This window comes from Photobacterium sp. BZF1 (genome assembly GCF_014349205.1).
GTDB lineage: Bacteria > Pseudomonadota > Gammaproteobacteria > Enterobacterales > Vibrionaceae > Photobacterium.
The window spans coordinates 14,084-36,800 of sequence record NZ_JACSOF010000018.1; the positions used below are offsets into that span (position 1 = coordinate 14,084).

Below are 22,717 nucleotides of genomic sequence, written 5' to 3' on the forward strand. Positions count from 1 at the left end.
TATTTTTTGATTTTATTACTTTTCGTTTTTAATATATTGCTTTTTCGAAACAGATTGGCCTTTATCGTCCACGGCGGTGAAATTCACAGCACCCGAGTGAATTTCAGGGATAAAGATGTAAGTACGACCTTCAGCATCCGTAGTAAAGGTTTTCTCACCAGTATGATCTGTGGTTACAGCTGCATTTTCTACTGGCGCACCATTATCAGTAACTTTTACCCATGCGGCGTTATGCTCTGTGGTGAAATGTAGGTCCAAAGCGGCAAATGCTGAGGTGCTGGCTAAAAGAAATGCAGGGATAAGTACTTTGGTCATCTTTTTCATTGTTAATCTCATAAATTGTGTTTAAAAAGTTATTGCGCTAATGGTAATGACTACCGCTAGCGCTGAGATAATTTTATATTTAATATCGGTATTGAAATAATCCTTTATGTAGGATGTCATCATTCAAGCGGAAAAATATATTAAGCTGCCAGCAAGGAAACATGTTTATCATTTTAATTTAGTATATCAACCTTCATTGCTCCGCAGGCACACTGCATTTTTACTATTCCATTTGTCATGGAGCAAACTGACTCATTTAATAAAATTACTGAGGGCTCAATGAAACTTCAACCCCGTCGTTTGCTGGCGTCAATATTATTCGTAATAAGCACAGTGTCTGTTGCTGATGAAAGGCCGAAAATAGGCCTGGTACTGGGTGGCGGTGGCGCCAAAGGTGCCGCTCATATCGGTGTTCTGAAAGTACTAGAGGAAAATCGTATCCCCGTTGATTTTGTTTCTGGTACGTCTATCGGTGCTTATATCGGTGGGTTGTATGCCCTGGGTTATAATGCAGAGCAAATTGAGACCATTATGATGTCATTGGATTTCAACTCTGGCTTTTCAGATGAGATCCCAAGGGAGCAACTCAGTTATCGTGACAAGCAGTTCAGGGATGCTTTTCCCATCGATCCTCATATGGGAATGGGTGATGGTAAATTCAAGGTGGCAAAAGGTGCCTTGCAGGGACAAACCATGTCGTCGCTTATCCGCCGATCAGTAGGCCTTGTGCCAACTGTCGATTCGTTCGACTCACTGCCTGTACCGTTTAGGGCAGTGGCAACGAATATGCCAGATCGCAGTGAGGTTGTCCTCCATGATGGTGATTTTGTTGAAGCCCTTCAGGCGAGCATGACGGTACCTGGGTTCCTTGCACCGATCAAACGGGACGGTAAATTGCTAGCGGATGGCGGTATGGTGAATAACTTGCCGGTCTCTGTAGCTAAAGAAAGTGGTGCTGATATTGTCATTGCGGTCGATATTGGTGCTCCGCTACGCAGCGAAGACGGTATTGATTCAATTTTTGCCGTAGTCGGTCAATTAAGCGGTTTCCTGACCAATGAAAACAGAAATCAGCAAGTTGCACTACTGGAAAGTGATGACATTTTGATAATGCCGCGCGTTGATGGCGTCAAGATGACTGATTTCAGCGCAATGAAACGTATTGTTCCCCAGGGAGAGATTGCAGCCAAGAGGCAGCTGACGAGTTTATCAGAACTATCGCTGAGTCAGTCAGACTACGCCGCATACCAGCAGGACAAGCAACGCAAAAGACAGGCTCTTATCCACAGCAGTAAGCCGGTATCTCGAATCGAACTGCGTAATAACAGTCAGGTATCTGATGGCCACATACTCAGTAAGCTGAAACACCTGCCGACCGAGGATATCAATGCGGAGCGTGTTGAAGATGCTGTTGCTGAAGTCTATGCAATGGATCAGTTTGAACGTGTTGGTGCCTCTGTTGAGAGTAATCACAACGGTGAGTCAACCTTGGTAGTTAAGACGGAAGAAAAAAGCTGGGGCCCAAATGTATTTGATGTCGGGATTCACTTTGAAGACAGTTTCAACGATGATTTGAAACTATCGGTTGATGGCGCTTTGACCGTCAATAACGTGCTTGGCACCGGTGGCCAATGGCGTACGGCCGTAAGCCTGGGGACAGATTATCTGCTGGCCACTGATTGGTACCAACCGCTTGATAGCTCGCAACGCCTTTATACTATTGTGGGGGGAGAGTATGGCAGGAAGCGCTGGAATGCTTTTGTGAATACTGAAGGAGCGCCGTTTACCCGTTTGAATCAAAAGTCGGGGCAGGTCTATGGCGGGCTAGGTGCAAATTTCTCCAATAACGCCAATCTAGAATTGACCTATCGGTATGAAAAAGGTCGCTTCGAAGCCCTAAATACTAACCTCATTGGTAAGCTGGGAGACTACTGGTTGCATGGTCCTGAATTGGTGTTTGGCTATGATACCCTCAATGGCACCTTATTCCCGACTTCAGGTCAGCAACTGAAGGCCAAAGTTGGCTACAAAACCAGTGATGCAGACTCTTTTGTTACCGAAGGTGGTGGTGCTGGGGACTTTTGGCAATATCAACTGGACTGGAAAGGGGCGACCCATATTGGCTCGCATAACTTTATCGGCCGGGTCAACGTTGAATCGGTTGAGCAAGACAAGGAAAGCCTGGCGAATTTGGTCTCCTTAGGTGGCTTTTTGAACCTTTCAGGTTATGCCCGCGATAGCTTGTTGGGTAATCACAAGGCATTGGCGACGGGGGTGTATGCTTACAAGCTCGATAAATCATTGGTTGGTACCGAATGGCCGGTATTCATTGGCGCTTCTGCCGAGATAGGTAACGTGTGGACCGAGAACCCGAACACAAATTTCGATGAATGGATTAAAGCCGGGAGTGTCTTCTTGAGTTCGGAAACGCCGATGGGAGCAGCAGCGGTTTCCTTTGGCCATGCTGACACTGGGGAAAGTAGTGTCTACCTGTTCTTTGGCAAGCCGTTTTAAAGGCAATTTGATTAAAGGAAAAGGTGCCAATGGATAACCATTGGCACCTTTTTTTGATTTGAAGTCCAGCAGTGTTATATGGAATGGATAGATGCAGATTATGTTAAGGCTCTGAATCTAAATAATAAACCGGGTCTGCCAATGTTTTTGAGCTTTGTGAAGTGAAAAGCCCCCAAGTAGGGGGCTAAAGGATGTGATTAGGTTGTTTGCAATAATAATGCTTAGTCAATGAATGATTCGATGCTCTTGATAATGGATTGTTTGATATTGCCAATTTGCTTGGAGTGGGGGCACAGCATGATAACCGGTACTTGTGGTGCAAACCCAAACTCCTTTAACTTCACTTCTGCAAAGCTTTCTGTGGCGTAGGAAGACTTCATGACAGATTGCGGTAGGAATGACCAACCAAGTCCCTCACGGATAAACTTGATAACCAATGACAATTGCTCAATGACTTCGTAATCAGGTGAAAAGATCGAGCTTTCACCAAACCCTTCATCGAGTAGTGAACGCAAAACAAACTGGCGGCTCGACTTCAATCCACTCAGTACTTCATCATCAGATAGGCGTGTCAGTGGGCTGTCTTTATGGACAAAGGCCTTGAATTTGGCATAGCTGAGGAAAGTGCGATCTAAGCTATCGATGGCTTTGGAATCTCGGCCAATCGTCAACCCAATATGTACGGTGCCGGCATGAAGAGCTTTGACGACCTCATCTTTGGTCATCACCATAAAATTGACCTTCATCGAAGGGAAGTCTTTAAGCAGTTGGGTTCTCAATTTGGCTAGGGCAGGGTGGGGAATAAAACTGGTATAGCCAATAGTGATACTTTCCAATCCACCGTAGGAGAGGCTGAGCGCGACTTTATCAAAGGTTTTAGCTTGTTCTACGGCTTGCTTTGCATATAAGTACAGTAACTTACCGTCTTCGGTTGGGATAACGCTGCGACCTGCACGTTCGAACAGTTCGATGGCAAGCTGATCTTCTAGGTTGGTGATGACTTGGCCGATAGTAGTCCGGTGTTTGTTTAGGCTCATCGCGGCTTTACTGAATGACTGACGCTCACAAACAGAGACAAATGCGAGAAGCTGTTCAAAACTAAAATTCATTGAGCTAATACCTGAAAAGTAAATAAGTTGTGTGTGCAATGATGTGAGTATCCATTGGCTGAAATAAATGGATATGATTGTTAACCCTATTAATTGAGGGTAATTGTTTGAATTACATCGATTAGCAACTTATTAAAATATAATAGTTTGAAATGTTTTGAAAGGTTTATTTATGGCAGTGTAGGAAGGAATCCTACATAAGCGAGGATATAAAATTAAAATTTAAATAACGATGGTTCCGTCCATCAAAAGTGAGGGTTAAATAATTCAAATAGCCAAGAAAATAATGTATGTAGGGAGAGATCCTACAAAAGTGATTATCATAATATTAAATAATAGCATAAAGTTCACGGCACATTAACCGTAGTATATATGTGCTTCGCCACATAATTCTATTTTCTTTACTCAAGGTTCCATCAAGCAATGTGCTTGATGTCCTGATTATTTGTGTCTAGCAGTTTAATTATGATTCAAGCAAATAAATTGTTTTCTAAACCGTCTAATAGGGCATTGAGCATGGGTGCGATTGCATTGCTTGCGGCCTTTCCCGACGTTTCTCTGGCAGAGGAGCGCAGAGTCTTAGCTTCAATGCAGCAAGAATTGCAACAAGAACAGAAAATGGATGTCTTTGAACAGTATAAGATTTCGAAAGATATCCCTAAGTATGCCTTGAGCTCTTTGGTTCAGGCGAGTGATCTTGTTGAGCATGTCAAAAAGACGGTCACTTATGATGGTAAGGTCGATTCATCAGAAGCATATCTTGTACAAAGTATTGACCATAAGGGCAATATCGATCTTCGAGTGAAGTATGACGAAAAAAAGCTAAGCAAGAATGAAGATGTTTTGGACCAAATTTCCAAAATTACCCGAAACGAATATCGCCTAAGAAATTATGCTGACAGTTATGATAAAAGCTCTGTTAGCCATATTAAAACAGGTGATAACTCAGCGGTTATCAGCTTTAACTTTTCAAAATTTGGCTTGCCACAAGATGTTGCTTATTTCAGGTTTATGCGAGTGAAATTGTATGTCGAGCAGGGGAAAGTAACTAAAATGGAAGTGAGGAATTCACAACCATTTACTTTTGCTGACTATAAAATTGATGACTACCTTCAGGTTGTACTTTTTGACGCCCAACCTGGCAGTGATGTTGTTATGAAAAAGAAAACCATTACTGCAACGGGTAAAAAAAAGAAAAAACCAATTAAGCTTGAATACGTCACCACTCCAGTAGCCCATTATGATGATAGTGATATGGGAGTTGTTGTTCTCAACCAAGATCTGATGAGTGAAGTCTCTGATCCTCGTTATCGTGAAGAGCGGGTAGAGTTAGATCGAACGTTTCCATTAATGGGAGATATGATCCGCCGTAAGGGGATTGATTTACCAATGCCATACGGCGTGTCGCTAGCTTACCGTGACCAAGATTTGAACATGGATTTAACCAGTTTTAGTGTGTTTGGTCTGGACCCTAACCTTATTGCAAAATTTTTCGATCCAGAAAAAACAACTGCTAAAATCAATGCCAAAAGTGTTACCTTACGAGGTGACGTCAACATCTTACCATTCTGGAATGTGTTCGGTTACATTGGTCAAATTGATATCAATGCCAAGGTAAAAACTCAGTTCAAGGGCAATGACGAGCCAATCTGTGTTGTAGATTGTAATTTGCTTGAAATCCCTGAAATGAATGCTGTAGATCTAAATATACCGATCCACCTTCGCTATAGCTCTGTAGGGGTGGGTACTACTTTGGCCGTTGGCTATAAAAACTTTTTTGCTTCAGCAACGGCGACCTATACTAAGACCAAGCTAGATGGTGCCGATGACTGGGGGGATGGCATTGCCACTTACCAGCCATTAATTGGTTATCAGATGCCGGACTATCGAGCACAGGTCTTTGTCGGTGCAGAGTATCAGGATTATGATGATTACCTCGAAGGTAACGTTAATTTCAAGGCTGGTGGTATTCCCATTACCATGCCATACCGGGTAGGAATTGATGTCGACCGTTGGACGTATACCGTTGGCTTCAACAAAGAGTTGGGTAAAAACTACAACATTACGGGTATGTACAGTACGGGTGAAGACCGAGATTCAGTGACGTTGAATCTGGGCTATCGCTTCTAAAGCAATGAGTTAAATAGACAGCCGACAATAGTTAATATTGTCGGCTTTTTTATTTTTGAGTTCGTCATTGTTAATGATTAGCCATTGTTATCGATAATATACATTTTAGAGATAGTTTCCCCGCTATCGTTTACGGCTACAAAATTTACACTTCCTGTTCGGATGGAATGAGTAAAGAGAAAAGTTTCTCCTCGTTCATCAGTAATAAAAGTGTTGCCTCCAGTATGGTCACTAGTCACTTTAGCATTGGGTACAGGCACTCCATTTTTTGTTACCCTCACCCATGTTGCTTCTTCATCGTTATAGATATCCATATCGAATGTAGCAAACGTAGATGTACTAAAAGATAGTAGGATGGGGATGATAGCCTTAGAGATGTTTTTCATAATCTTCTCACTATATGGATAAATTGTTCATCAAATTCAGTAAATTATGGAATCAGTTGGTGGCGTTAAAGTGCTTTCTTGAGGGGTATAGTAAGCTGGTGGTTAAAAAAGGGACAATCGGTTTTGGAGGGTTACATCCGTCAATTTCGAATTCGAGTTATTGCTACATCCACTACTGATAATGTGTTACGGACTTAAACTTCTAATTTATCGTAGTGAATACAAAATAATTTAATGTTATCTACTTTAATTAGCTTATTTTTACTGCTTTTTCGTAAGTGTTATCGCTTCTTGAACAACCACTTTGTCGTTTACGTACTCAAAGTTCCATAAGGCAGGTATTGATGCGACGAAAAACAAAACAGAGCCTAGCATGAAGGTAGGTCGTGTAGGTTAACCAGTAAATAAATCATTGAAGCTGAAAGGAATACCCAAGACCCAATTATCTGATTTTGTGTTTGACTTGGAAAGAAGAAGTAGCTGCCAATGACAAACAACAAGCCACTAATCTTATATGAAATCGCATTAATGGTTTCCCATCGGAATTGTCTTCTCAGTTTTTTTGTCTGATGTTAAATCTAGGATACGCTTTCTATTGGGTAAAATATGGGCCATAAGAGAATGCTTTATTGAAATTATGAATGGTTAGAGATGAGAATATGAAAAGAGATCGATGTTGATCGATCTCTTTGAAGTTAATGTGTCTTATAGCCCGACGAAAAAACCTATCATCAAGGCATTGATTATGTCGATGAAAAAGCCGCAAACCAAAGGTACGACGATGAAAGCTTGTGGGCTAGAGCCATATTTGCTGGTGACTGCTGTCATGTTGACGATGGCTGTTGCCGTCGAACCCAGAGTAATACCACCGAAGCCAGAACAAATGACAACAGAGTCATAGTTGCGCCCCATCATGTAGTACACAGCTGTGAGGGTAAACACAATAGACAATAGAATTTGTGCCGACATAATCACAGAGATATAGCCAAATAGCCCTTCTAAGTCCCATAGTTTAAGTCCCATCAGCGCCATTGTAAGGAACATACCCAGACAGATATCAGAGATCATTGCCAAGCCCTTCTGGCCTTGGACAATTTTTTCTTGGGTTTTGTTTTTGGTAAATAATAAACGGCCAGTGTTACCTACAATAATGCCCGCAAGTAGACAACTCACAAACAGTGGTAGGTTGGCTCCACTGGCTTTTAGCAACTTATCGATGCTGTAGCCAATGGTAATGGTTACATTAAGCCAGGCCCATGCCCACAATACCGCATAATGGCTCAATTCAACCTTTTGCGCTTCATCAAACTGTGAACCAATCGTTAGGTCATGGTCTTTAGACGCTGAGAGCTTATGGCGTTTCAATAAGTAGTTGGCAATCGGGCCGCCGATGACACACGCTGTAATTAGGCCGACGGTATTGGATGCAACGCCTAATTCCATGGCATTGCTGATACCCAGATCTTGGACGAAGGTTGGTGCCCAGGCCAGTGTGGTTCCGATACCACCAATCAAACTGATTGATCCTGACAGCAAACCCGCCTTAGGATCGAGTCCAAACAAAGAGGCTACGCTCATGCCGACTACGTTTTGTAGGAAGATAAAACTGGCAGCAAGTACCAATAAGATAAGCAGCGGCTTGCCACCTTTGAGTAGGGTTTTGATTTTTGCCTGTAACCCAATACCAGCAAAGAAATACAATAAAAGGAAGTCTCTTATTTCTAACGAAAAGGAGACTTCAATATTGGCAAAGTAATAGAGTGCAGCAACGCTTGCCGCGCAGACAAAACCGCCAATAACCGGTTCGGGAAATGAATATTTTTGTAAAACCTCAAAACGTTCAATTAACCCTTTGCCTATAAATAACAATAGGATCGCAAAAGTAAACGACATCAAGGTCGATATTTCATAAGTCATGGTATGTGTACACTAAATTAATGTTGAGCAAAAAAAGAGAAGCTACTCTTTGAATAGAATAACTTCCTATATATGTTGATACGGTAATGGGTGTTAATTGGATAAACTAATTATTCAATCAGCAGAATTCTGAATCCAGGGCCCAGAACCTAGGACCTAGGACCCAGAGTGTTTTTCCCCATCATCCCTTCACCAATCTCCTCCGTGAGCATGGTGTAGAACCTAACAACTATTAATATGATGAAAATAAACAGCAACATATTAAGAGATTGGGTGATTGAATATACCGGGGTTAAATATAGGGCTGTCATTGTCAGAACGACCAGCATATTCCCCCCTAGGACTCTCAATACAGATAACTGTGGCCCCGCAAACATTTTCCACACCAAAAAGATGTTGATAAAGTAAAACGCAGCAAGTTCATAGACCTCTGTGAGAGCAGGCAGAATAAAAATATATTCTAACAAGAATAAAACACTGAAAGTGCAAATCCCCAATACTGCATATTTATAATAAGCTGATGGTGCATCACACAGCGCATTGACAAAGCTTGATGCAATTAATGGAAATAGAATACCAGCAGGCATAGGTAAATAAATCCACAATGCATAGCATGTGCTCAGTGCCGCCAACGCACGGAAAACATAGATCAAGCGATTTTGATAGTTGGCAATCAGTGCATTTTTCACTTCGCCCCAGAAATCATTCTTGATCTCTATCGGTTTCATTGACGACACTGACGTTATACGACCAATGGCCTCGATATCATGGCGACAAAGCAGTCGCTTTATTTGCTGCAGGGTCAGATACCTTTGCTGCAGATGTTTTTTTAGCGTGTCACTGCTATCGGTTGATGCGGCCTTTTCATCCTTAGCGTCTAGTAAGTACGCGGCAAGCTTCATCCATATTTTGCGCTCTGAGTAAATACGAGAACTATCGGAAATAGCTTCCTTTAACAGTAATGCTAACTGGTTACTTTCTTCATTAGACTGGTTGTTTTCGTCATCAGAAATGTCACTGCAACGTCCTGATAGATAGAGAGCGGTGAGTTGCCTTTCAACTTGCTCAATATGCCTATCAGTAAGTTGGCTAATGAATTGCTTAAAAAGTGACTCAGTGTTTCTTGGCCATAAAAATTGGAAAACAAGGGAGTAAACCAAGATCCCCAGTGTTGTCTCTTGCACCCTCAGTACAGCAAAATCAAAGGTTGAGAAACTGTCGAACTGGCCCATGGCAGCAATGATAATACCGACGGTGAATGCCATCTTGAAAGCATAGCCATAACGCTGCCAATTGGACATATAGACGCAGATGGTTGCAAAGCACAGGACGCTGAAAATGAACATCTCTCTGTCTTGAGCAAAGTAGTGGACATTGAAGATGGCAAAAATCACACCTGCGATTGTACCAAACAGTCGGTTGCGTCCATGCTTGATTGCTACGTTGTAGTTGTCGTTCGCCGCAACAACAATGACAGAGATCGCTGCCCAGTAGGGCTTCTGCCATCCTAAAGCAATGGCGATCACGATCGATAGCGTAAAAGCAATCGCGACTTTAAGTGCTTCTTTGGTTGCTGGGCTGAGCTTCAACATCATTAGTTGCTCTCTTCTTTAATGATTTTTACAGATGCAGTGGTTCCTACACGAAGCTGAATATCATCCTGTGGCATTTCAAAGTGAAATTTAACCGGGATACGCTGGGCAAGGCGAATCCACTCGAAGTTTGGGTTCACCGTAGGAAGCAAAGCATTGCCAGTACTGCCATCTTGCTGTGAAATACCGTAACCGATGCTCGAAATTTTGCCTTCAAACGGTTGGTCAGGGTGCATCATTAGGGTAATCACGCCCATGTCACCTTGACTGACATTTTGCAGGTCTGTTTCTTTGAAGAAACCTTCTACCCAGAAACTGTGTTTGTCTATCAGGGCGACGGTCGGTTGATTGGCCACAACCTGAGTACCTTCACGTAGGTTGAGGTTGGTAATATAGCCATCCGCCGGTGCGATCACTTTTGTGAATGCTAGGTTCAACTTTGCTTCGTGAACAACGGCTTTCGCTGCCGCGAGGTTTGCCTGAGCCGTGGTAACGGCAATGTGCAAGTTATTGAGGTTCAGGATTGGCACCGAACCTGGCTGACGACGTGACAATGCCAACGAGCGGCTTTCCTCGTTCTTGGCTTTTTTCAGTTGCTCTGTCGCCTGCTGTTCTTGGGCTTCTGCTTTCTCGAGATCCGCTTTATAGATACTTGGATCGATCTCGAACAGCAAATCGCCTTTTTTCACTTCGCTATCATCCGTAACGGCAAGGTGTATGATTGGCCCTGTTACACGGGGAGTAATCTGAATAATATGAGCGCGTACTTGGGCATCACGTGTCCAAGGGTAATGATCCATCTGCTCATATTTATTGATCAGAATATGCCCTGCAAGTGCAACTAGCGGGATAGTGAAAATGAGTTTTTTAAACATGGTATGGCCTGAATTTATACAATTGCAATGAATCGACTAAATACTTCTACAAAAATAACCATGAGGGAGAACTCAGCAATGGCAGGCGAGTAAATGTATTTATGCCAACCGAGCTTTCCACAGATGTTTGATACACTGATTGCTAGTAAATATGCTATTGTCATGACAACAAGTAGTGGAGGTAAATAAATCTCACCAAAAGATATTTCATGAGGTATTGATAGCATAATCCTAATTCTTCTATAGTGTTGATTAATAAGGTTGAATTGACTTTTTATAATGTACCATGTAGACGTAATATCCCTATATCCAGTTTGTAGGATCAAGCCCTTCAATCATTTTGAGTTATTCAGCCTCTGTTTAATCTTATATTGTTTAATACTAATAAATCACCCACCTAATTTAATATAATGACGTTAATAAACAAGCTCAGCGATAAACTGTTAGCTACTAAATTACTATTTAGAATACTATGCATTTTAGTACCCTCTCTGTTGATTGGCTGTTCAGCCAAACCTGAGCAATGGTTAAACAAAGAGTCAATGTCTTTACCCACAGCCTATCAGGGAGAGGTGTTTTTGATCCCCGAGGCGCCTCAGGCTTTGGCATACCGTATCCAGGCTGTACGAAACGCTGAGCGGTATATAGAAGTGGAATACTTTAGCTGGAACGCTGACGCCTCAGGCATGACATTGTGGAATGAACTGCTCGCTGCGGCAAAGCGGGGTGTGAAAGTGTCGGTGATTGTCGACGATCTGTTGATATTCGATGAAAAATGGCTGGTTGATATTGATAGACACCCGAACCTGTCTATAAAGCTGTTTAACCCATTTAACGCCAGAAAGATGGGATGGCTAACCCGCGCAGCAGACTTCGAAATGCACCGTGAACGGCTAAACCACCGCCTGCATGAAAAGTATTTCAATGTTGATGGTCAGTTAATGGTGCTTGGTGGAAGAAATATAGGTGATGACTATTTTGGTTTTAGCCCTGATGCTAACTTTTTTGATCTCGATGTACTTGTTAAAGGTGAGGTGATTAGCGCCTATGAAGAGAACTTTGATCAGTTATGGGTCAGCGAACTGGTGGTGCCCGTCAGAGCTGTGATCGCTTATAGCGCGAAGCGCCATGATGGTTCTTTTGCCGCGGCCTACCAGCAAAACATTGCTAACAACCAGATGATTGTAGAGTCGATAGAGCGAAAATTGGAGCTGTTGCCAGATCCCAAATATATTGAAGCTGATCTTTTCCCAATGTTTGACTCAAAGCGTAAACGTAGTGATAGTCAGTCATACCTGCGCAAACGTATAGAGCATTTTGCCAATATTAATGAATGGCCCCAAAAAGAATTAGTGCTTTCTACACCCTATATGATTCAGTCTCAAGAGCATGATTCGATGTTTTCTGCATTAGTCGAACGTGATGTCGATGTTACCGTATTGACAAACTCAGTAGCATCCAATGATTCGCCATTCGCAGCCGCTTACTACCAGACCTATCGTTTAGCTTTACTGGACTTGGGCATAAAAGTGTTTGAATACGATAGCCACTCGTTACATTCAAGCAATTATTTTAATAGCCATGGCTACTACCACAACAAAGCGTTTATTGCCGATAACAGGATCTCTTTTATTGGCTCTTCGAATTTTGATCCGCGATCTGATATGACGAACTTAGAGTTGGGACTGCTTGTTGAAAGTGATGAATTTGCCCGTGATTTAAAGATGTATCTACAGGCAGGAAATCCCGATAAATTCTGGCAGGTAGGTCGTCATCAAGATGATTTGGTCTGGTCTAAGCAAAACGAGATAAAATTAATGGAGCCGCGAATGAAATCAAACCAGCGTTTGACTAATGGCTTCTACCGGATGCTTAAAATTCAAAATGAGTTGTAATGGAGTGTTATTGCCAATTCAAAAAGTCAAAGTCATTTCACGACAATTTAATTTAAATCACTGATTTTAAATTGTTTAATTTTGTTTTTGAAAAAAGTTTTGTGAGCGCGATCAGTTGAAGAATATGGACTGAAAATTAAGATGAGGTTGACTGGGATTCAACGTAAAGGATTAAACAATGTGTAAAAAGCAGGAAGCAAGGCAAAGTATTGCCGATTACATGGCGCAATCGGCGAGTACAAAAGGTGTCGAAGATCTGGAAGTTTTACTGACCGAGTTAGTCAAGGAAGTGGAAATTCGGCAAGGTACAGAGTTTGCCCAGTTCATGTGCGAAAGGGCAAGCTTGCAACTTCTTCGATAAGGGTTAAATACATATGGGATGCATATAAAGCAAAATTGCTTTGCGGCAATGGCAAAAGGTATTCAGATATACTCCTGAAAAAAGAGAGGTATCTAATGATCAAAACAGCAACTGTCGCAGCCCCATTTTCTGAAGTGGCTAGCAAGATTATCGAACAACTCATATCAGAGGGCACCAAGTTAGTTGGCTTCGCTCGGGTAGGAGATGAGCAAAGAGGCGCCGAACTAGAGGACAGGCATAGAGGTGCGATAAAAATTGTCTATGGCGATATGGCCGACATAGAATCAGCACATAGCATGGCGACAGTAGCACTAGCTCACCTGGGTACGATAGATGCTCACTATCATTGTGCTGGGGTATTTTCTTGGAATCACTGGCAACATGTTGAACCAGAAGAAGTCGAACGCCTATTCAATGCCAACTTCAAGACCGCTTGGACTATGGCAAAAGCTCTTGTACCAATGATGTTGGGTGAAGACCGACGTAGTATGGTGTTTGTTTCGGCAAGGGATACTTCACGTTTTATTGGTGCAGGTTTTGGCCCTTATATGGCCTCCAAAATGGCGCTGAACGGCTTAGTTGAGAGTTTGGCGGCAGAGCTGATTAGTACCAATATTACCGTCAATGCAGTTTTGCCAACCATCATTAATACCGAAGTAAACAGAAATGCCTTACCTGATATTAACCCCGCTGACTTTGTCGATCCGGCACAGATGGCAAGCATCATGATAGATATCAGTCAGCCGACGAGGCATCAGCTTTCCGGGGCATTGATTCCAATTAATAGTGGGTTGATTTAAAAATAAAGGATCTGACTTAGTCAGATCCTTTTTCAATATATTAGCCAAATAAAAACAGTGCAGTAGGGATAGCGAGCATTAGGCTTAGGAAAGTTCTGATGAACCAGACTATGACAAGCTGGAAAACATTTAGCGGGATCCTTGTTGCCAGAATGCATGGAATCGAAGCCGAGAAAAACAGTATCGAGGATACACAAACGACACCGGCCGAGAAGCGGGCAATAATATCAGCGTCTTTCATGAGTAAGGCAGGCAAGAACATTTCTGCTAACCCGGAAGCACTTGCTCTGGCCAATGCCATTCCATCATCTAAGCCCCAGATCAAGGTTACTGGGTAGAATAAATAGCCGATCCAATCAAATACTGGGGTGTATTTTGCGACGAGTAAGCCAATAACACCCACAGACATAATTGAGGGTAAGATGCTGATTGTCATGACTAAACCATCTTTTAAATTGTCCAAGATGTTCTTGCCAATCGGTGGGGCTTTCTCGGCCACGGCTAGGCCGTTTTCAATTGCCACTTTGAATCGGCTTCCTTTTACTGTACTCGGTTCCCTATGCTGCGCATCATTGTTGATACGTGACAGCGGGGGAAGGCGCACCGTAATCGCTGTGACAATGAAGGTAATGAGTAAGGTGAGCCAGAAATACTGGTTCCATACCGGCATCAAGTCTAAGGTCTTGGCAACAATGATCATGAATGTGGCTGAAACAGTGGAAAACCCAGTCGCGATAATGGCTGCTTCCCGGGCACTGTAATGGCCCGCAACATACACACGATTTGTAATCAACAAACCAATAGAGTAGCTACCTACAAATGATGCAACAGCATCAATGGCACTTCTGCCCGGCGTCCTCCACACTGGTTGCATTAATTTCTGCAGTAGAATCCCAATGGTTTCCAGCAAGCCGTAGCTGACTAGGAAAGCCAGAAAAACGGAACCGACGGGAACGATTAATCCCACGGATATGACTAACTTGTTAAACAGAAATGGCAGCATATCAGGCTGTTGCAAGATGGCGGGACCTGATTTAGTAACCGCTAAGATAGCTGCAACCACACCTAGCCATTTTAGAACAAGGAATACTTTTTCAGTCGTACTTTGTCGCCACTTTCCTGTTACCAAGGGATAGATAGCCCCAGCTAAAATCATTGCTATGGCATACCAAGCAGCACCACTGCCAAGGCTGGTTTTGAGAAAGCTAACAATATGATCGAGGGGGATACTTTGTTTGTCGTTAAAGGTGACTGGTATAAAAAAGATAAAGATCCCGACAGCACTTAACCCCAATAGCCTAAACCAATGATGGGTATGGGAGGGGGTAGATTCACTCATTTGACTCATATCACTCTCCTTGTTTAATTGATAATAATGTATATACAAAAGAGTGCTCTGTAAGTTTACAATTGAATTGTTTGTGATCTTGATGTTAACAATGTTGCCAAAATGAGATCTTATGCTTATTTATTGACCATGGTGGGTGAGGTTAAATATATACAATTAAGAGCTGAGTCGTTGTGTTTTCTCATTGCCTATACAAGCAGGCAAGCCCGAGAGCCCAATAAAAAAGGATCTGACACAATCAGATCCTTTCGAGGTTTAGTCACTCTACGTTCTGATAGATGAGTGATCAGAAGTGACTTATCCCGCCAGAGCCGCTTTCAACCGCTGGCATGCCTCAAGCAGGGTCTCTCGCGGGCAACCTAGGTTCAAGCGGATATAGCCCGAGCCTTCCGTGCCGAAAGCAAGTCCCATGCTGGGTACGATACCTGCTTCAACCATCTTTTTCTCTAGAACAGCATCATCAAGTCCAAGTTCACGACAATCCACCCAGGCCAAATAGCCAGCTTGTGGTGGCAGGAATTGCAGTTGAGGTAGCTCTTTTTCAATAAAGGTCGCTAAGGTATCGATATTGCCCTGAAGGTAGAGTTTTAAGGCATTAAGCCAATCCCCAGAAGATTGATAAGCGGTCGTCGCTGCACACATTGCTAGACTGTTATAAACATCCATACCATGTGCATCAAGCCTACGGATAAAAGATGCTTTGAGCTCGCTATTTGGGATCATGAAATTAGATATCCGAAGCGATGACAGGCCAAATGTCTTACTCGCGGCAGTGGCAACAACAAGGCGCTGTTGTAAACGCTCAGGTAACGCAAGGGCTGAATGATACTGATGGCCCGGCATGGCCAAGTCTCCCCAGATCTCGTCGCTGAGTAGCCATACATCATAGCGAGCACATAGCTCAGCCAGTGCCATGATCTCTTCTTGTGACCAGGTTTTGCCCACAGGGTTGTGCGGGTTACAGAAGATCATCACCTTACAGCCTTGCTCAAAGCATTGCTCCAGGTGGCTTAGGTCTATCCGATAATCGCCGTTATCGTTCACTAGCGGGTTAGCGACAATTTCACGATCGTTAAGCTCAGTGATCTTACGGAACGAGCCGTACCCCGGAGTCTGCATGACCACCTTGTCACCTGGTTGTGTCAGCATCTGGATCAACATCGATAGGCCAGGCAGAACACCGTGAACCGTAGTGATCCAGCTTTGATCAATTGTGATCCCATGTTGCTGTTGGTACCAGTTGATGATCGCTTGGTAGTAGTCGCTGTTACGTTCGGCATAACCAAAGATGCCATGCCCGATACGTTGGTTGAGTGCATTCAATACTGCCGGTGGTGCTTGGAAATCATAATCCGATACCCACATCGGGAGGCGCTCTTCAGAATCAAGCCCGAGCTTTTCGGTCATGAAATCCCACTTGAGCGAGCCGGTTGATCGGCGGTCATGAACCTGGTCGAAAGTTACTGTCATGGTGTTACCTTATTTCGCTTCAGCAACCGCTGAGTGATCTGTTACGTGTTGTTCTGTTTCCTGAGTGACTGGCGCTTTAGCAATTCCGAACCCAGTAAATCCGTAGATGATGGCGAAGATCACGCCGGTATAGCACTGGATTGCCCATGGAAGGTAATCCAAGGTTGATACGCCCAAGGTTCCGGCCATGTAAACACCTGCGGCAGTCCAGGGTACTAGCGGTTCAATAATGGTACCGGCATCCTCAATAGTACGGGATAGGTTCTTGGTATCTAACCCCATCTTGCGGTAGGCGTTTTGGAACAGCTCACCCGGAATTAGCAGTGCCAGCTTACCGTCGGATGTGGTGAATACGACGGTGATGGTAGCGATTACTGTTGAGAAGATTAGTTGGCCAGTGGTGCGGATAAGGTGCAGGAAGTGGCCAAGTACGACGTTTAGTGCACCTGTCAGGCTAAGAATGCCGGCGAACGCAAAGGCACAGAATACCAATAGGATTGTGCTCATCATCGAGAACAAACCACCGCGGTTTAGCAGCTTTGAAACATCTGGAATGATGGTGTCGATTGCGTGACCATTGGCGCTGAACATGTTGATGTTGAAGCCATCAACATAGGCTTGGAAACCTTGTTGTAGGCTAAAGCCTTGGAACACCATACCCAAGCCAAGTGCAATTGCCGAAGCCGTCAGCATTAGAGGGATCACTGGTTTTTTGGTCAATGCGCCCCAAAGGATCATCGCTGGTGGGATAACAAGCAGGATGTTTAGGTTATACAGGCTTTCCAGACCCGCTAGGATCTCAACCACTTTCTGTGGCTCAGCAACGCCGGCGATATCGCCGTGCTGGCCGGCAAAGAAAAAGACAATAGAAGCGATCACAAAGCCAGGCAGTGTGGTGTAGAGCATGTGCTGGATGTGCTCGTAAAGGGTAGTACCAGATACAACAGGCGCGAAGTTGGTGGAATCAGACAGCGGAGAAATTTTATCACCAAAGTAAGCACCGGAAACCACAGCACCAGCAGCAGCGGCAAGGGAGACATCCAAGCCAGCAGCAACCCCCATGAGTGCGACACCGACGGTACCTGCCGAGCCCCATGAAGTACCGGTACATACGGATACGACGCTGGTGACAAAGAAGGCGGCAATCAAGATATATTCAGGGCTGATCACTTTCAGGCCCCAGTACACCATGTAAGGGATAGTGCCGCTGATCATCCAACTGGCAATTAAGCCACCGACCGAGACCAGAATAAGAATAACTGGCATGGCTTTGGCGAGCTTCTCAACAATAGCCCCCATGATGTCATCCCAGTTGTAGCCCATGCGATAAGCGATAAAGCCAGTAAACGCGGCTGAAACTAATAGTAGCGGTTCGATACGCAGTCCAAGCATGCCGTAACCAATTGCCAATAAGCCAAACATTACCGCGATAGGGGCTATCGCCAGCGGGAGTGATGGCAGAGGCTTTGTATTTGTCATTGTGTTGTCCTCTATAAGTCAGTACAGGTTTGTTTCAATGACACAATGTTAAGGGGGCACCCAAATGCAAAATGAGAGCTAGGTGCTGGTTTCATGTAAGCGCTTACATGGTGTGTGTACATATGAGATACATCACAGTTTTTTGCTTAAAATGGCCTTTCTGGGGCTTGTGACGGTTTGCCGCTCGACAAGCGTTGCTTCGAATTGGTGCTCACTTGGCGGGTTTACACCTGTGGCTTTTAACTTCAATGCCAGTTTGGCGGCATAGGCCGACATTTCATCGATGGGGTTGTGCATGGTTGACAGGCGAGGGTAGAGGTAGCGGGCCAGCAGGACATCATCAAAGCCGATAATGGAGATGTCATTGGGTACATTCAAGCCTTGTGAATGCAGGCTTGCCATCAATCCTGCCGCCATGACATCGTTGAACGTGACAACCGCAGTAACCTCTGGGCATAGGGTTAGCAACTGCTCACCAGCCAGCTCGCCACCGTGCTCGCTGAAGTTTTGATTGATGATCCATTTAGGCTCTATTGCCAAGTTCGCTTGTTGCATGGCATCTCGATAGCCTTCGAGTCGGTCCGTCCTGTCTTCAATCGGTAGATCGCTGGTGACACAAGCTATTTTACGGTGGCCATGGTCAATCAGGTATTTGACTGACTCAGCCGCCCCCTTGCGGTTATCGACCCACACAGAGCGATTGGCTATCTGGGGAATGGTCCGGTTGAGGAGCACCATCGCAGGTAACTGCGCGCTGTATCTCAGCAAGGTAGTATCATCGAGCATCTTTGAGTGGACCACCATGGCTTCGCAACCTTGGCTGATCAAAAAATCCAACCCTTCCTTCTCCCGCTGGGCGTTGTGGCCGCCGCTGACCACGACTAACTGGCAGCCATGCTGTCGTGCCACTTCTTCAACATGCTTGGCGATAAGGGCAAAGAAAGGATCAGCAAGGTTACCGGTTAACAGGCCAAGTGTGTTATTGGAACGACTGGCAAGGGCTGTGGCCCTGGCATCGCGTTGGTAATTGAGGCTTTTTATCGCTTTCTCAACCCGCTCAAGGGTAACAGGTTCGACATATGCCGAGCGGTTAATGACCCGTGAGACAGTAGCTGTAGAAACCCCAGCAAGTAGAGCGACATCTTTAATGGTTGCCATGTTTTTACACGTTAGGTATGTGCTATAGGAATAAATTGTGCGGAGTGTAGCGGGATTGATGGCAGAAAGCTGTTAGGTGGGTCAAAGGTTGGTGATCCTTGATGAGTGGTATTACCTGATACTTAATGTCGGTGTATCTTGACTATTCGCAGGTGAATAAACTAGATATATGATAAATCACATTTGATATATATCGTAAAAGGGCAGTTGATGATTATTAATTTGCTTTTAATAAAATTCCTAATTAATGAATGATAAATTAAAATTATCTCAAGATGTGATATCTATTGTTGACATTGAAGTAATTAATTACAAAGAATGAGGTTTGTGTGTTAAATATAAAAACATGGATGATATCCTTTTATGAAAAAAAATTTAATAAAGGCTAAGGGTTTAGCCAAATTAATGACTATTGCATTTTTGACGGCGAGCGTAAGCTTTGCGGCTCAGGCAAAAACCTTCCGTTTATCTCACAATGTCTCAAACACGACAACTTGGCAGCAGGGCGCTGATAAGTTTAACGAACTACTGCAAAAAGGCAGTGATGACAAATTGAAAGTACGTGTTTTTCCAAACTCTGTTCTTACTGGTGGAGACCAAATAAAACAGGCTGAGATGTTGGGTGCCAACAAGATTGATTTTGTCCTGACATCTGCCATCAATGTGACGCCGCTAATTCCTGAAATGGCGGTTTTCTCCTTGCCTTATTTATTTGATAGTTACCAAGCGGTTGACAAGGCTATTCAGGGTAAAGGTGGAAAGCTTATTGAAGAAATTGCCCTTGAGAAAAACATTATTATTCTGGCCTGGGGCGAAAATGGCTTTCGTGAACTGACTAATAGCAGCAAGTCGGTTACTTCACCTGATGACTTGAAAGGAATGTCGGTACGTGTAGCTGGCCCTATGTATATTGATGTATTTAAAGACCTAGGTGCAAACCCTCAGCAGATTCAGTGGGCTGAAACCTTCTCAGCGCTCCAGCAAGGGGTTGTTGATGGGCAGGAAAACCCAGTAGGTGCCATTATTGTTCCGCAACGCCTGTATGAAATCCAAAGCAATATTACCCTTTGGCACTATTCCTATGATCCTATCTTCCTAGCGGTCAGCCGCAAAGTGTGGGATGGATTTGATACCGATACCCAAAACATGGTCGCGAATGCAGCAAAGGAAGCGATGCAATACCAAATTGATGTATCACGGAAAATGACTGCCGATGGGGTACAGGTACTAAAAGATGAAGGCATGAATGTTGTTGAATTAAATGCTGAGCAAATAGAGCAATTTAGACAAAAAACTAAACCATCCTTCAATAAATGGAAAGATGTTGTAGGTGCCGATATTGTCAAAGTCTTTGAAGATGCTATTGCAGCAAATTAATGTATTAGTGTTATAGAAGTGGTTTGAGGTAATCAACCTGCTTTGATAGATAATAAAATATGATATACCCAGGCCTTAAATAGGTCTGGGTATATCAATTACTTGAAGTACCAGAATTGATGTAGTGAAAAGATGTATTATGGCTGATAACGTTAAATCCCTATGGGGAAAACTCGAAGAGATAATTTGCTTTATAACATTTGTTGTAATGCTTGTTTTAGGATTTTCTAATGTTGTTGTACGGAGCCTTACCAATTACTCACTTGCATCAACGCAAGAGATTGTTATCAATGGTATGGTTATCTTGACTTTATTTGGGGCTGCTATCGCAATCAAGCGTGGGCAATTGCTTGCGGTTGGCTTTTTGATTGACAATGTAAGTGTCTCTGTCCGAAAAGGGATGCAGGTCATCCTCTCTTTGGCCGTCGTATTTACATTATCTGTAATGTTTTACTTCATGCTCGACTTGCTTAGTAATCAATACCAGTCCGGAATCACTTCCAGTGCCATGCAGGTTAAGGTGTGGTATTACACGGCACTATTACCTCTAGGTTTCGCAATAATGATTGTGCGGCAGATTGAATGGCTGATCAGTCAGCTAAAAAGCAAATAATACTCATAATATCAGGGACGTAATTATGGATTTCTCCACTGGAAGCCAGATGATAATGTTGTTTTTTATATTGATCATCTGCGGTATTCCTGTCGCTTTTTGTTTGGCTTTGTCAGCATTGTTTGCAATGTGGCAGATGGATTTTGGCTTGGACATGGTTGCAGACTTGCTGATTGCGGGCAGTTCAAAATATACCTTACTGGCCATACCGTTTTTTATTTTAGCGGGCAATATAATGGGGGTCAGTGGTATTGCAGAACGCATGATCCATTTTTTCAGGGTACTGGTTGAAAAACTTCCTGGGAATATGGGGCTGGTTGGTACTGTAGTCTGCTTGTTCTGGGGAGCAGTAAGTGGCTCTGGCCCGGCTTCTGTCGCCGCTATCGGTCCTTTGATCATTAAAGGAATGGTGGAGGATGGTTACAGCAAGCCATTTGCTGCCGGTTTGGTATGTACCGGGGCCGCACTCTCTTTGATAATTCCACCTTCTATAGGTTTGGTAATTTACGGCGTGATAGCTGAAACCTCGATAAGTAATTTGTTCCTTGCCACTATCGTGCCTGGGATTTTACTGGGGTCACTGATGCTCCTAATGCTGCCTTTATCTCGATTTTATCAAGAAAATTATCACCTAGAAGGGCCTATATCTATTAAAGCCCTTGAAGTTGACGAGCCATATTTTAGTCGCTTATACAACGCCTTCAGCCACGCATTTTGGGGATTGTTTACGCCAGTATTGATTTTAGGTGGGATCTACGGCGGGGTATTCACCCCAACAGAAGCGGCAATAGTGGCTTCGGTATATGCGATTGTGGTGGGAACCCTGATCTATCGTTCTATTGGCTTGAAACAACTCTATAACTCATTTGTTGATTCTGCTTGTTCTTCGGCCGTGGTGATGCTGGTGGTTGCTTTCGCAGGGCTGTTTGGCTGGGTGATTGAAATCGATGGTTTGGTCGGTGACTATTCCGAAGTTTTGATTGCAATGAGCCAACATCCGCAGGTTATCTTGTTTGTCATTCTGGCGATATTGCTGGTTGCTGGGATGTTTATGGATGCGGTAACCATTATGTATATCACCTTGCCGATATTTTTACCGGTCGTCCGTTCCCTGGGGATAGATCTCACTTGGTTTGGTGTTTTGCTGATGACGGCACTATCGATTGGTCTGATAACGCCACCGGTCGGTATCAATTTGTTTGTTGCTGCTAACATTTCCCACTGCTCATTAGGTTCGATAGCCAGAGGGGTGATGCCATTCCTCTTGATTTCTATATTCGGCCTCTGCTTGCTGGTGTGGTTCCCACAGATATCTCTATTCTTACTTTAGCCTCTCAGTTACCGTATAAAAAAGGTCTGGTACACATAG

20 protein-coding genes are annotated in these 22,717 nt (G+C 43.7%); 8 read left to right on the forward strand and 12 right to left on the reverse strand.

The genetic code is table 11. The features are described 5' to 3' along the window. Window positions 1-15: 15 nt before the first annotated feature. A complete protein-coding gene (locus BIZ37_RS05815; protein WP_187460686.1) occupies window positions 16-324 on the reverse strand; it encodes a hypothetical protein in 309 nt (102 codons plus the stop codon). 279 nt (window positions 325-603) lie between these two features. Here BIZ37_RS05815 and BIZ37_RS05820 point away from each other — a divergent pair, with 279 nt between their 5' ends. Beyond that, window positions 604-2,838, forward strand: a complete 2,235-nt coding sequence (locus BIZ37_RS05820; RefSeq protein ID WP_187460687.1) for a patatin-like phospholipase family protein — start codon at window positions 604-606, stop codon at window positions 2,836-2,838. 221 nt (window positions 2,839-3,059) lie between these two features. Here BIZ37_RS05820 and BIZ37_RS05825 read toward each other — a convergent pair whose 3' ends face one another. Continuing rightward, the gene (locus tag BIZ37_RS05825) at window positions 3,060-3,947 is read right to left on the reverse strand and encodes a LysR family transcriptional regulator (protein WP_187460688.1); all 888 of its coding nucleotides are present in this window, start codon (window positions 3,945-3,947) and stop codon (window positions 3,060-3,062) included. Window positions 3,948-4,412: 465 nt separating this feature from the next. Between BIZ37_RS05825 and BIZ37_RS05830 the strand changes: the two genes are divergently transcribed. After that, window positions 4,413-6,077, forward strand: coding sequence for a hypothetical protein (locus BIZ37_RS05830; RefSeq protein ID WP_255526683.1), 1,665 nt, complete (start codon window positions 4,413-4,415; stop codon window positions 6,075-6,077). Window positions 6,078-6,154: 77 nt separating this feature from the next. On the opposite strand, the gene BIZ37_RS05835 is transcribed toward BIZ37_RS05830, so the two are convergent. The 6 genes from BIZ37_RS05835 to BIZ37_RS05860 all read right to left on the reverse strand — a co-directional run bounded on the left by BIZ37_RS05835 (window position 6,155) and on the right by BIZ37_RS05860 (window position 11,074). Next, window positions 6,155-6,463 (reverse strand): hypothetical protein, encoded by a 309-nt coding sequence (locus BIZ37_RS05835; protein ID WP_187460689.1) that lies wholly within the window; start codon window positions 6,461-6,463, stop codon window positions 6,155-6,157. A gap of 368 nt (window positions 6,464-6,831) precedes the next feature. Then, window positions 6,832-6,963 carry a YrhK family protein gene (locus BIZ37_RS30395; RefSeq protein WP_370577311.1) on the reverse strand — a complete coding sequence of 44 codons (132 nt, stop codon included), beginning with the start codon at window positions 6,961-6,963 and terminating at the stop codon, window positions 6,832-6,834. Between the two features lie 205 nt (window positions 6,964-7,168). Next, on the reverse strand, window positions 7,169-8,380 hold the full coding sequence (gene gltS, locus BIZ37_RS05845) for a sodium/glutamate symporter (protein WP_187460690.1): 1,212 nt from the start codon (window positions 8,378-8,380) through the stop codon (window positions 7,169-7,171). A 149-nt stretch (window positions 8,381-8,529) separates the two neighbouring features. Then, window positions 8,530-9,975 (reverse strand): FUSC family protein, encoded by a 1,446-nt coding sequence (locus BIZ37_RS05850; RefSeq protein ID WP_187460691.1) that lies wholly within the window; start codon window positions 9,973-9,975, stop codon window positions 8,530-8,532. Continuing rightward, window positions 9,975-10,847, reverse strand: a complete 873-nt coding sequence (locus BIZ37_RS05855; RefSeq protein ID WP_187460692.1) for an HlyD family secretion protein — start codon at window positions 10,845-10,847, stop codon at window positions 9,975-9,977. Before BIZ37_RS05855 ends, BIZ37_RS05850 begins: the two co-directional genes overlap by 1 nt. A 14-nt stretch (window positions 10,848-10,861) precedes the next feature. Next, window positions 10,862-11,074 carry a DUF1656 domain-containing protein gene (locus tag BIZ37_RS05860; protein WP_187460693.1) on the reverse strand — a complete coding sequence of 71 codons (213 nt, stop codon included), beginning with the start codon at window positions 11,072-11,074 and terminating at the stop codon, window positions 10,862-10,864. 183 nt (window positions 11,075-11,257) lie between these two features. Between BIZ37_RS05860 and BIZ37_RS05865 the strand changes: the two genes are divergently transcribed. The 3 genes from BIZ37_RS05865 (at window position 11,258) to BIZ37_RS05875 (ending at window position 13,903) form a co-directional block, all read left to right on the forward strand. Beyond that, window positions 11,258-12,742: a phospholipase D family protein gene (locus BIZ37_RS05865; RefSeq protein WP_187460694.1), complete on the forward strand. Its 1,485-nt coding sequence runs from the start codon at window positions 11,258-11,260 to the stop codon at window positions 12,740-12,742. Window positions 12,743-12,920: 178 nt separating this feature from the next. Then, window positions 12,921-13,103 (forward strand): hypothetical protein, encoded by a 183-nt coding sequence (locus tag BIZ37_RS05870; protein ID WP_187460695.1) that lies wholly within the window; start codon window positions 12,921-12,923, stop codon window positions 13,101-13,103. Window positions 13,104-13,198: 95 nt separating this feature from the next. Next, complete coding sequence (locus BIZ37_RS05875) at window positions 13,199-13,903, forward strand: SDR family NAD(P)-dependent oxidoreductase (RefSeq protein ID WP_187460696.1); 705 nt, start codon at window positions 13,199-13,201, stop codon at window positions 13,901-13,903. A 40-nt stretch (window positions 13,904-13,943) separates the two neighbouring features. On the opposite strand, the gene BIZ37_RS05880 is transcribed toward BIZ37_RS05875, so the two are convergent. The 4 genes from BIZ37_RS05880 to BIZ37_RS05895 all read right to left on the reverse strand — a co-directional run bounded on the left by BIZ37_RS05880 (window position 13,944) and on the right by BIZ37_RS05895 (window position 19,358). Continuing rightward, window positions 13,944-15,251, reverse strand: coding sequence for a YjiH family protein (locus BIZ37_RS05880; protein ID WP_187460697.1), 1,308 nt, complete (start codon window positions 15,249-15,251; stop codon window positions 13,944-13,946). Window positions 15,252-15,548: 297 nt separating this feature from the next. Beyond that, complete coding sequence (locus tag BIZ37_RS05885; RefSeq protein WP_187460698.1) at window positions 15,549-16,721, reverse strand: MalY/PatB family protein; 1,173 nt, start codon at window positions 16,719-16,721, stop codon at window positions 15,549-15,551. Between the two features lie 9 nt (window positions 16,722-16,730). Then, window positions 16,731-18,200, reverse strand: coding sequence for a Na+/H+ antiporter NhaC (nhaC, locus tag BIZ37_RS05890; protein ID WP_187460699.1), 1,470 nt, complete (start codon window positions 18,198-18,200; stop codon window positions 16,731-16,733). Window positions 18,201-18,332: 132 nt separating this feature from the next. Then, a complete protein-coding gene (locus BIZ37_RS05895) occupies window positions 18,333-19,358 on the reverse strand; it encodes a LacI family DNA-binding transcriptional regulator (RefSeq protein WP_187460700.1) in 1,026 nt (341 codons plus the stop codon). 405 nt (window positions 19,359-19,763) lie between these two features. On the opposite strand from BIZ37_RS05895, the gene BIZ37_RS05900 reads away from it, so the two are divergent. The 3 genes from BIZ37_RS05900 to BIZ37_RS05910 all read left to right on the forward strand — a co-directional run bounded on the left by BIZ37_RS05900 (window position 19,764) and on the right by BIZ37_RS05910 (window position 22,678). Beyond that, the gene (locus BIZ37_RS05900; RefSeq protein ID WP_187460701.1) at window positions 19,764-20,735 is read left to right on the forward strand and encodes a DctP family TRAP transporter solute-binding subunit; all 972 of its coding nucleotides are present in this window, start codon (window positions 19,764-19,766) and stop codon (window positions 20,733-20,735) included. 139 nt (window positions 20,736-20,874) lie between these two features. Next, window positions 20,875-21,348, forward strand: coding sequence for a TRAP transporter small permease (locus BIZ37_RS05905; protein ID WP_187460702.1), 474 nt, complete (start codon window positions 20,875-20,877; stop codon window positions 21,346-21,348). A 49-nt stretch (window positions 21,349-21,397) separates the two neighbouring features. Continuing rightward, the gene (locus BIZ37_RS05910) at window positions 21,398-22,678 is read left to right on the forward strand and encodes a TRAP transporter large permease (RefSeq protein ID WP_222939597.1); all 1,281 of its coding nucleotides are present in this window, start codon (window positions 21,398-21,400) and stop codon (window positions 22,676-22,678) included. The last annotated feature ends 39 nt before the right edge of the window (window positions 22,679-22,717 follow it).

Excerpts from the sequence above, each read along its gene's own strand:
- BIZ37_RS05850 (WP_187460691.1), bottom strand. The coding sequence starts at position 9,975 with ATGATGTTGAAGCTCAGCCCAGCAACCAAAGAAGCACTTAAAGTCGCG.
- BIZ37_RS05825 (WP_187460688.1), bottom strand. The coding sequence starts at position 3,947 with ATGAATTTTAGTTTTGAACAGCTTCTCGCATTTGTCTCTGTTTGTGAG.
- BIZ37_RS05860 (WP_187460693.1), bottom strand. The coding sequence starts at position 11,074 with ATGCTATCAATACCTCATGAAATATCTTTTGGTGAGATTTATTTACCT.
- BIZ37_RS05910 (WP_222939597.1), top strand. The coding sequence starts at position 21,398 with ATGATAATGTTGTTTTTTATATTGATCATCTGCGGTATTCCTGTCGCT.
- BIZ37_RS05880 (WP_187460697.1), bottom strand. The coding sequence starts at position 15,251 with ATGAGTCAAATGAGTGAATCTACCCCCTCCCATACCCATCATTGGTTT.
- BIZ37_RS05820 (WP_187460687.1), top strand. The coding sequence starts at position 604 with ATGAAACTTCAACCCCGTCGTTTGCTGGCGTCAATATTATTCGTAATA.
- BIZ37_RS05815 (WP_187460686.1), bottom strand. The coding sequence starts at position 324 with ATGAAAAAGATGACCAAAGTACTTATCCCTGCATTTCTTTTAGCCAGC.
- BIZ37_RS05885 (WP_187460698.1), bottom strand. The coding sequence starts at position 16,721 with ATGACAGTAACTTTCGACCAGGTTCATGACCGCCGATCAACCGGCTCG.
- gltS (WP_187460690.1), bottom strand. The coding sequence starts at position 8,380 with ATGACTTATGAAATATCGACCTTGATGTCGTTTACTTTTGCGATCCTA.
- BIZ37_RS05855 (WP_187460692.1), bottom strand. The coding sequence starts at position 10,847 with ATGTTTAAAAAACTCATTTTCACTATCCCGCTAGTTGCACTTGCAGGG.
- BIZ37_RS05865 (WP_187460694.1), top strand. The coding sequence starts at position 11,258 with ATGACGTTAATAAACAAGCTCAGCGATAAACTGTTAGCTACTAAATTA.
- BIZ37_RS05875 (WP_187460696.1), top strand. The coding sequence starts at position 13,199 with ATGATCAAAACAGCAACTGTCGCAGCCCCATTTTCTGAAGTGGCTAGC.
- BIZ37_RS05900 (WP_187460701.1), top strand. The coding sequence starts at position 19,764 with ATGACTATTGCATTTTTGACGGCGAGCGTAAGCTTTGCGGCTCAGGCA.
- BIZ37_RS05895 (WP_187460700.1), bottom strand. The coding sequence starts at position 19,358 with ATGGCAACCATTAAAGATGTCGCTCTACTTGCTGGGGTTTCTACAGCT.
- BIZ37_RS05870 (WP_187460695.1), top strand. The coding sequence starts at position 12,921 with ATGTGTAAAAAGCAGGAAGCAAGGCAAAGTATTGCCGATTACATGGCG.
- BIZ37_RS05835 (WP_187460689.1), bottom strand. The coding sequence starts at position 6,463 with ATGAAAAACATCTCTAAGGCTATCATCCCCATCCTACTATCTTTTAGT.
- BIZ37_RS05905 (WP_187460702.1), top strand. The coding sequence starts at position 20,875 with ATGGCTGATAACGTTAAATCCCTATGGGGAAAACTCGAAGAGATAATT.
- BIZ37_RS05830 (WP_255526683.1), top strand. The coding sequence starts at position 4,413 with ATGATTCAAGCAAATAAATTGTTTTCTAAACCGTCTAATAGGGCATTG.
- nhaC (WP_187460699.1), bottom strand. The coding sequence starts at position 18,200 with ATGACAAATACAAAGCCTCTGCCATCACTCCCGCTGGCGATAGCCCCT.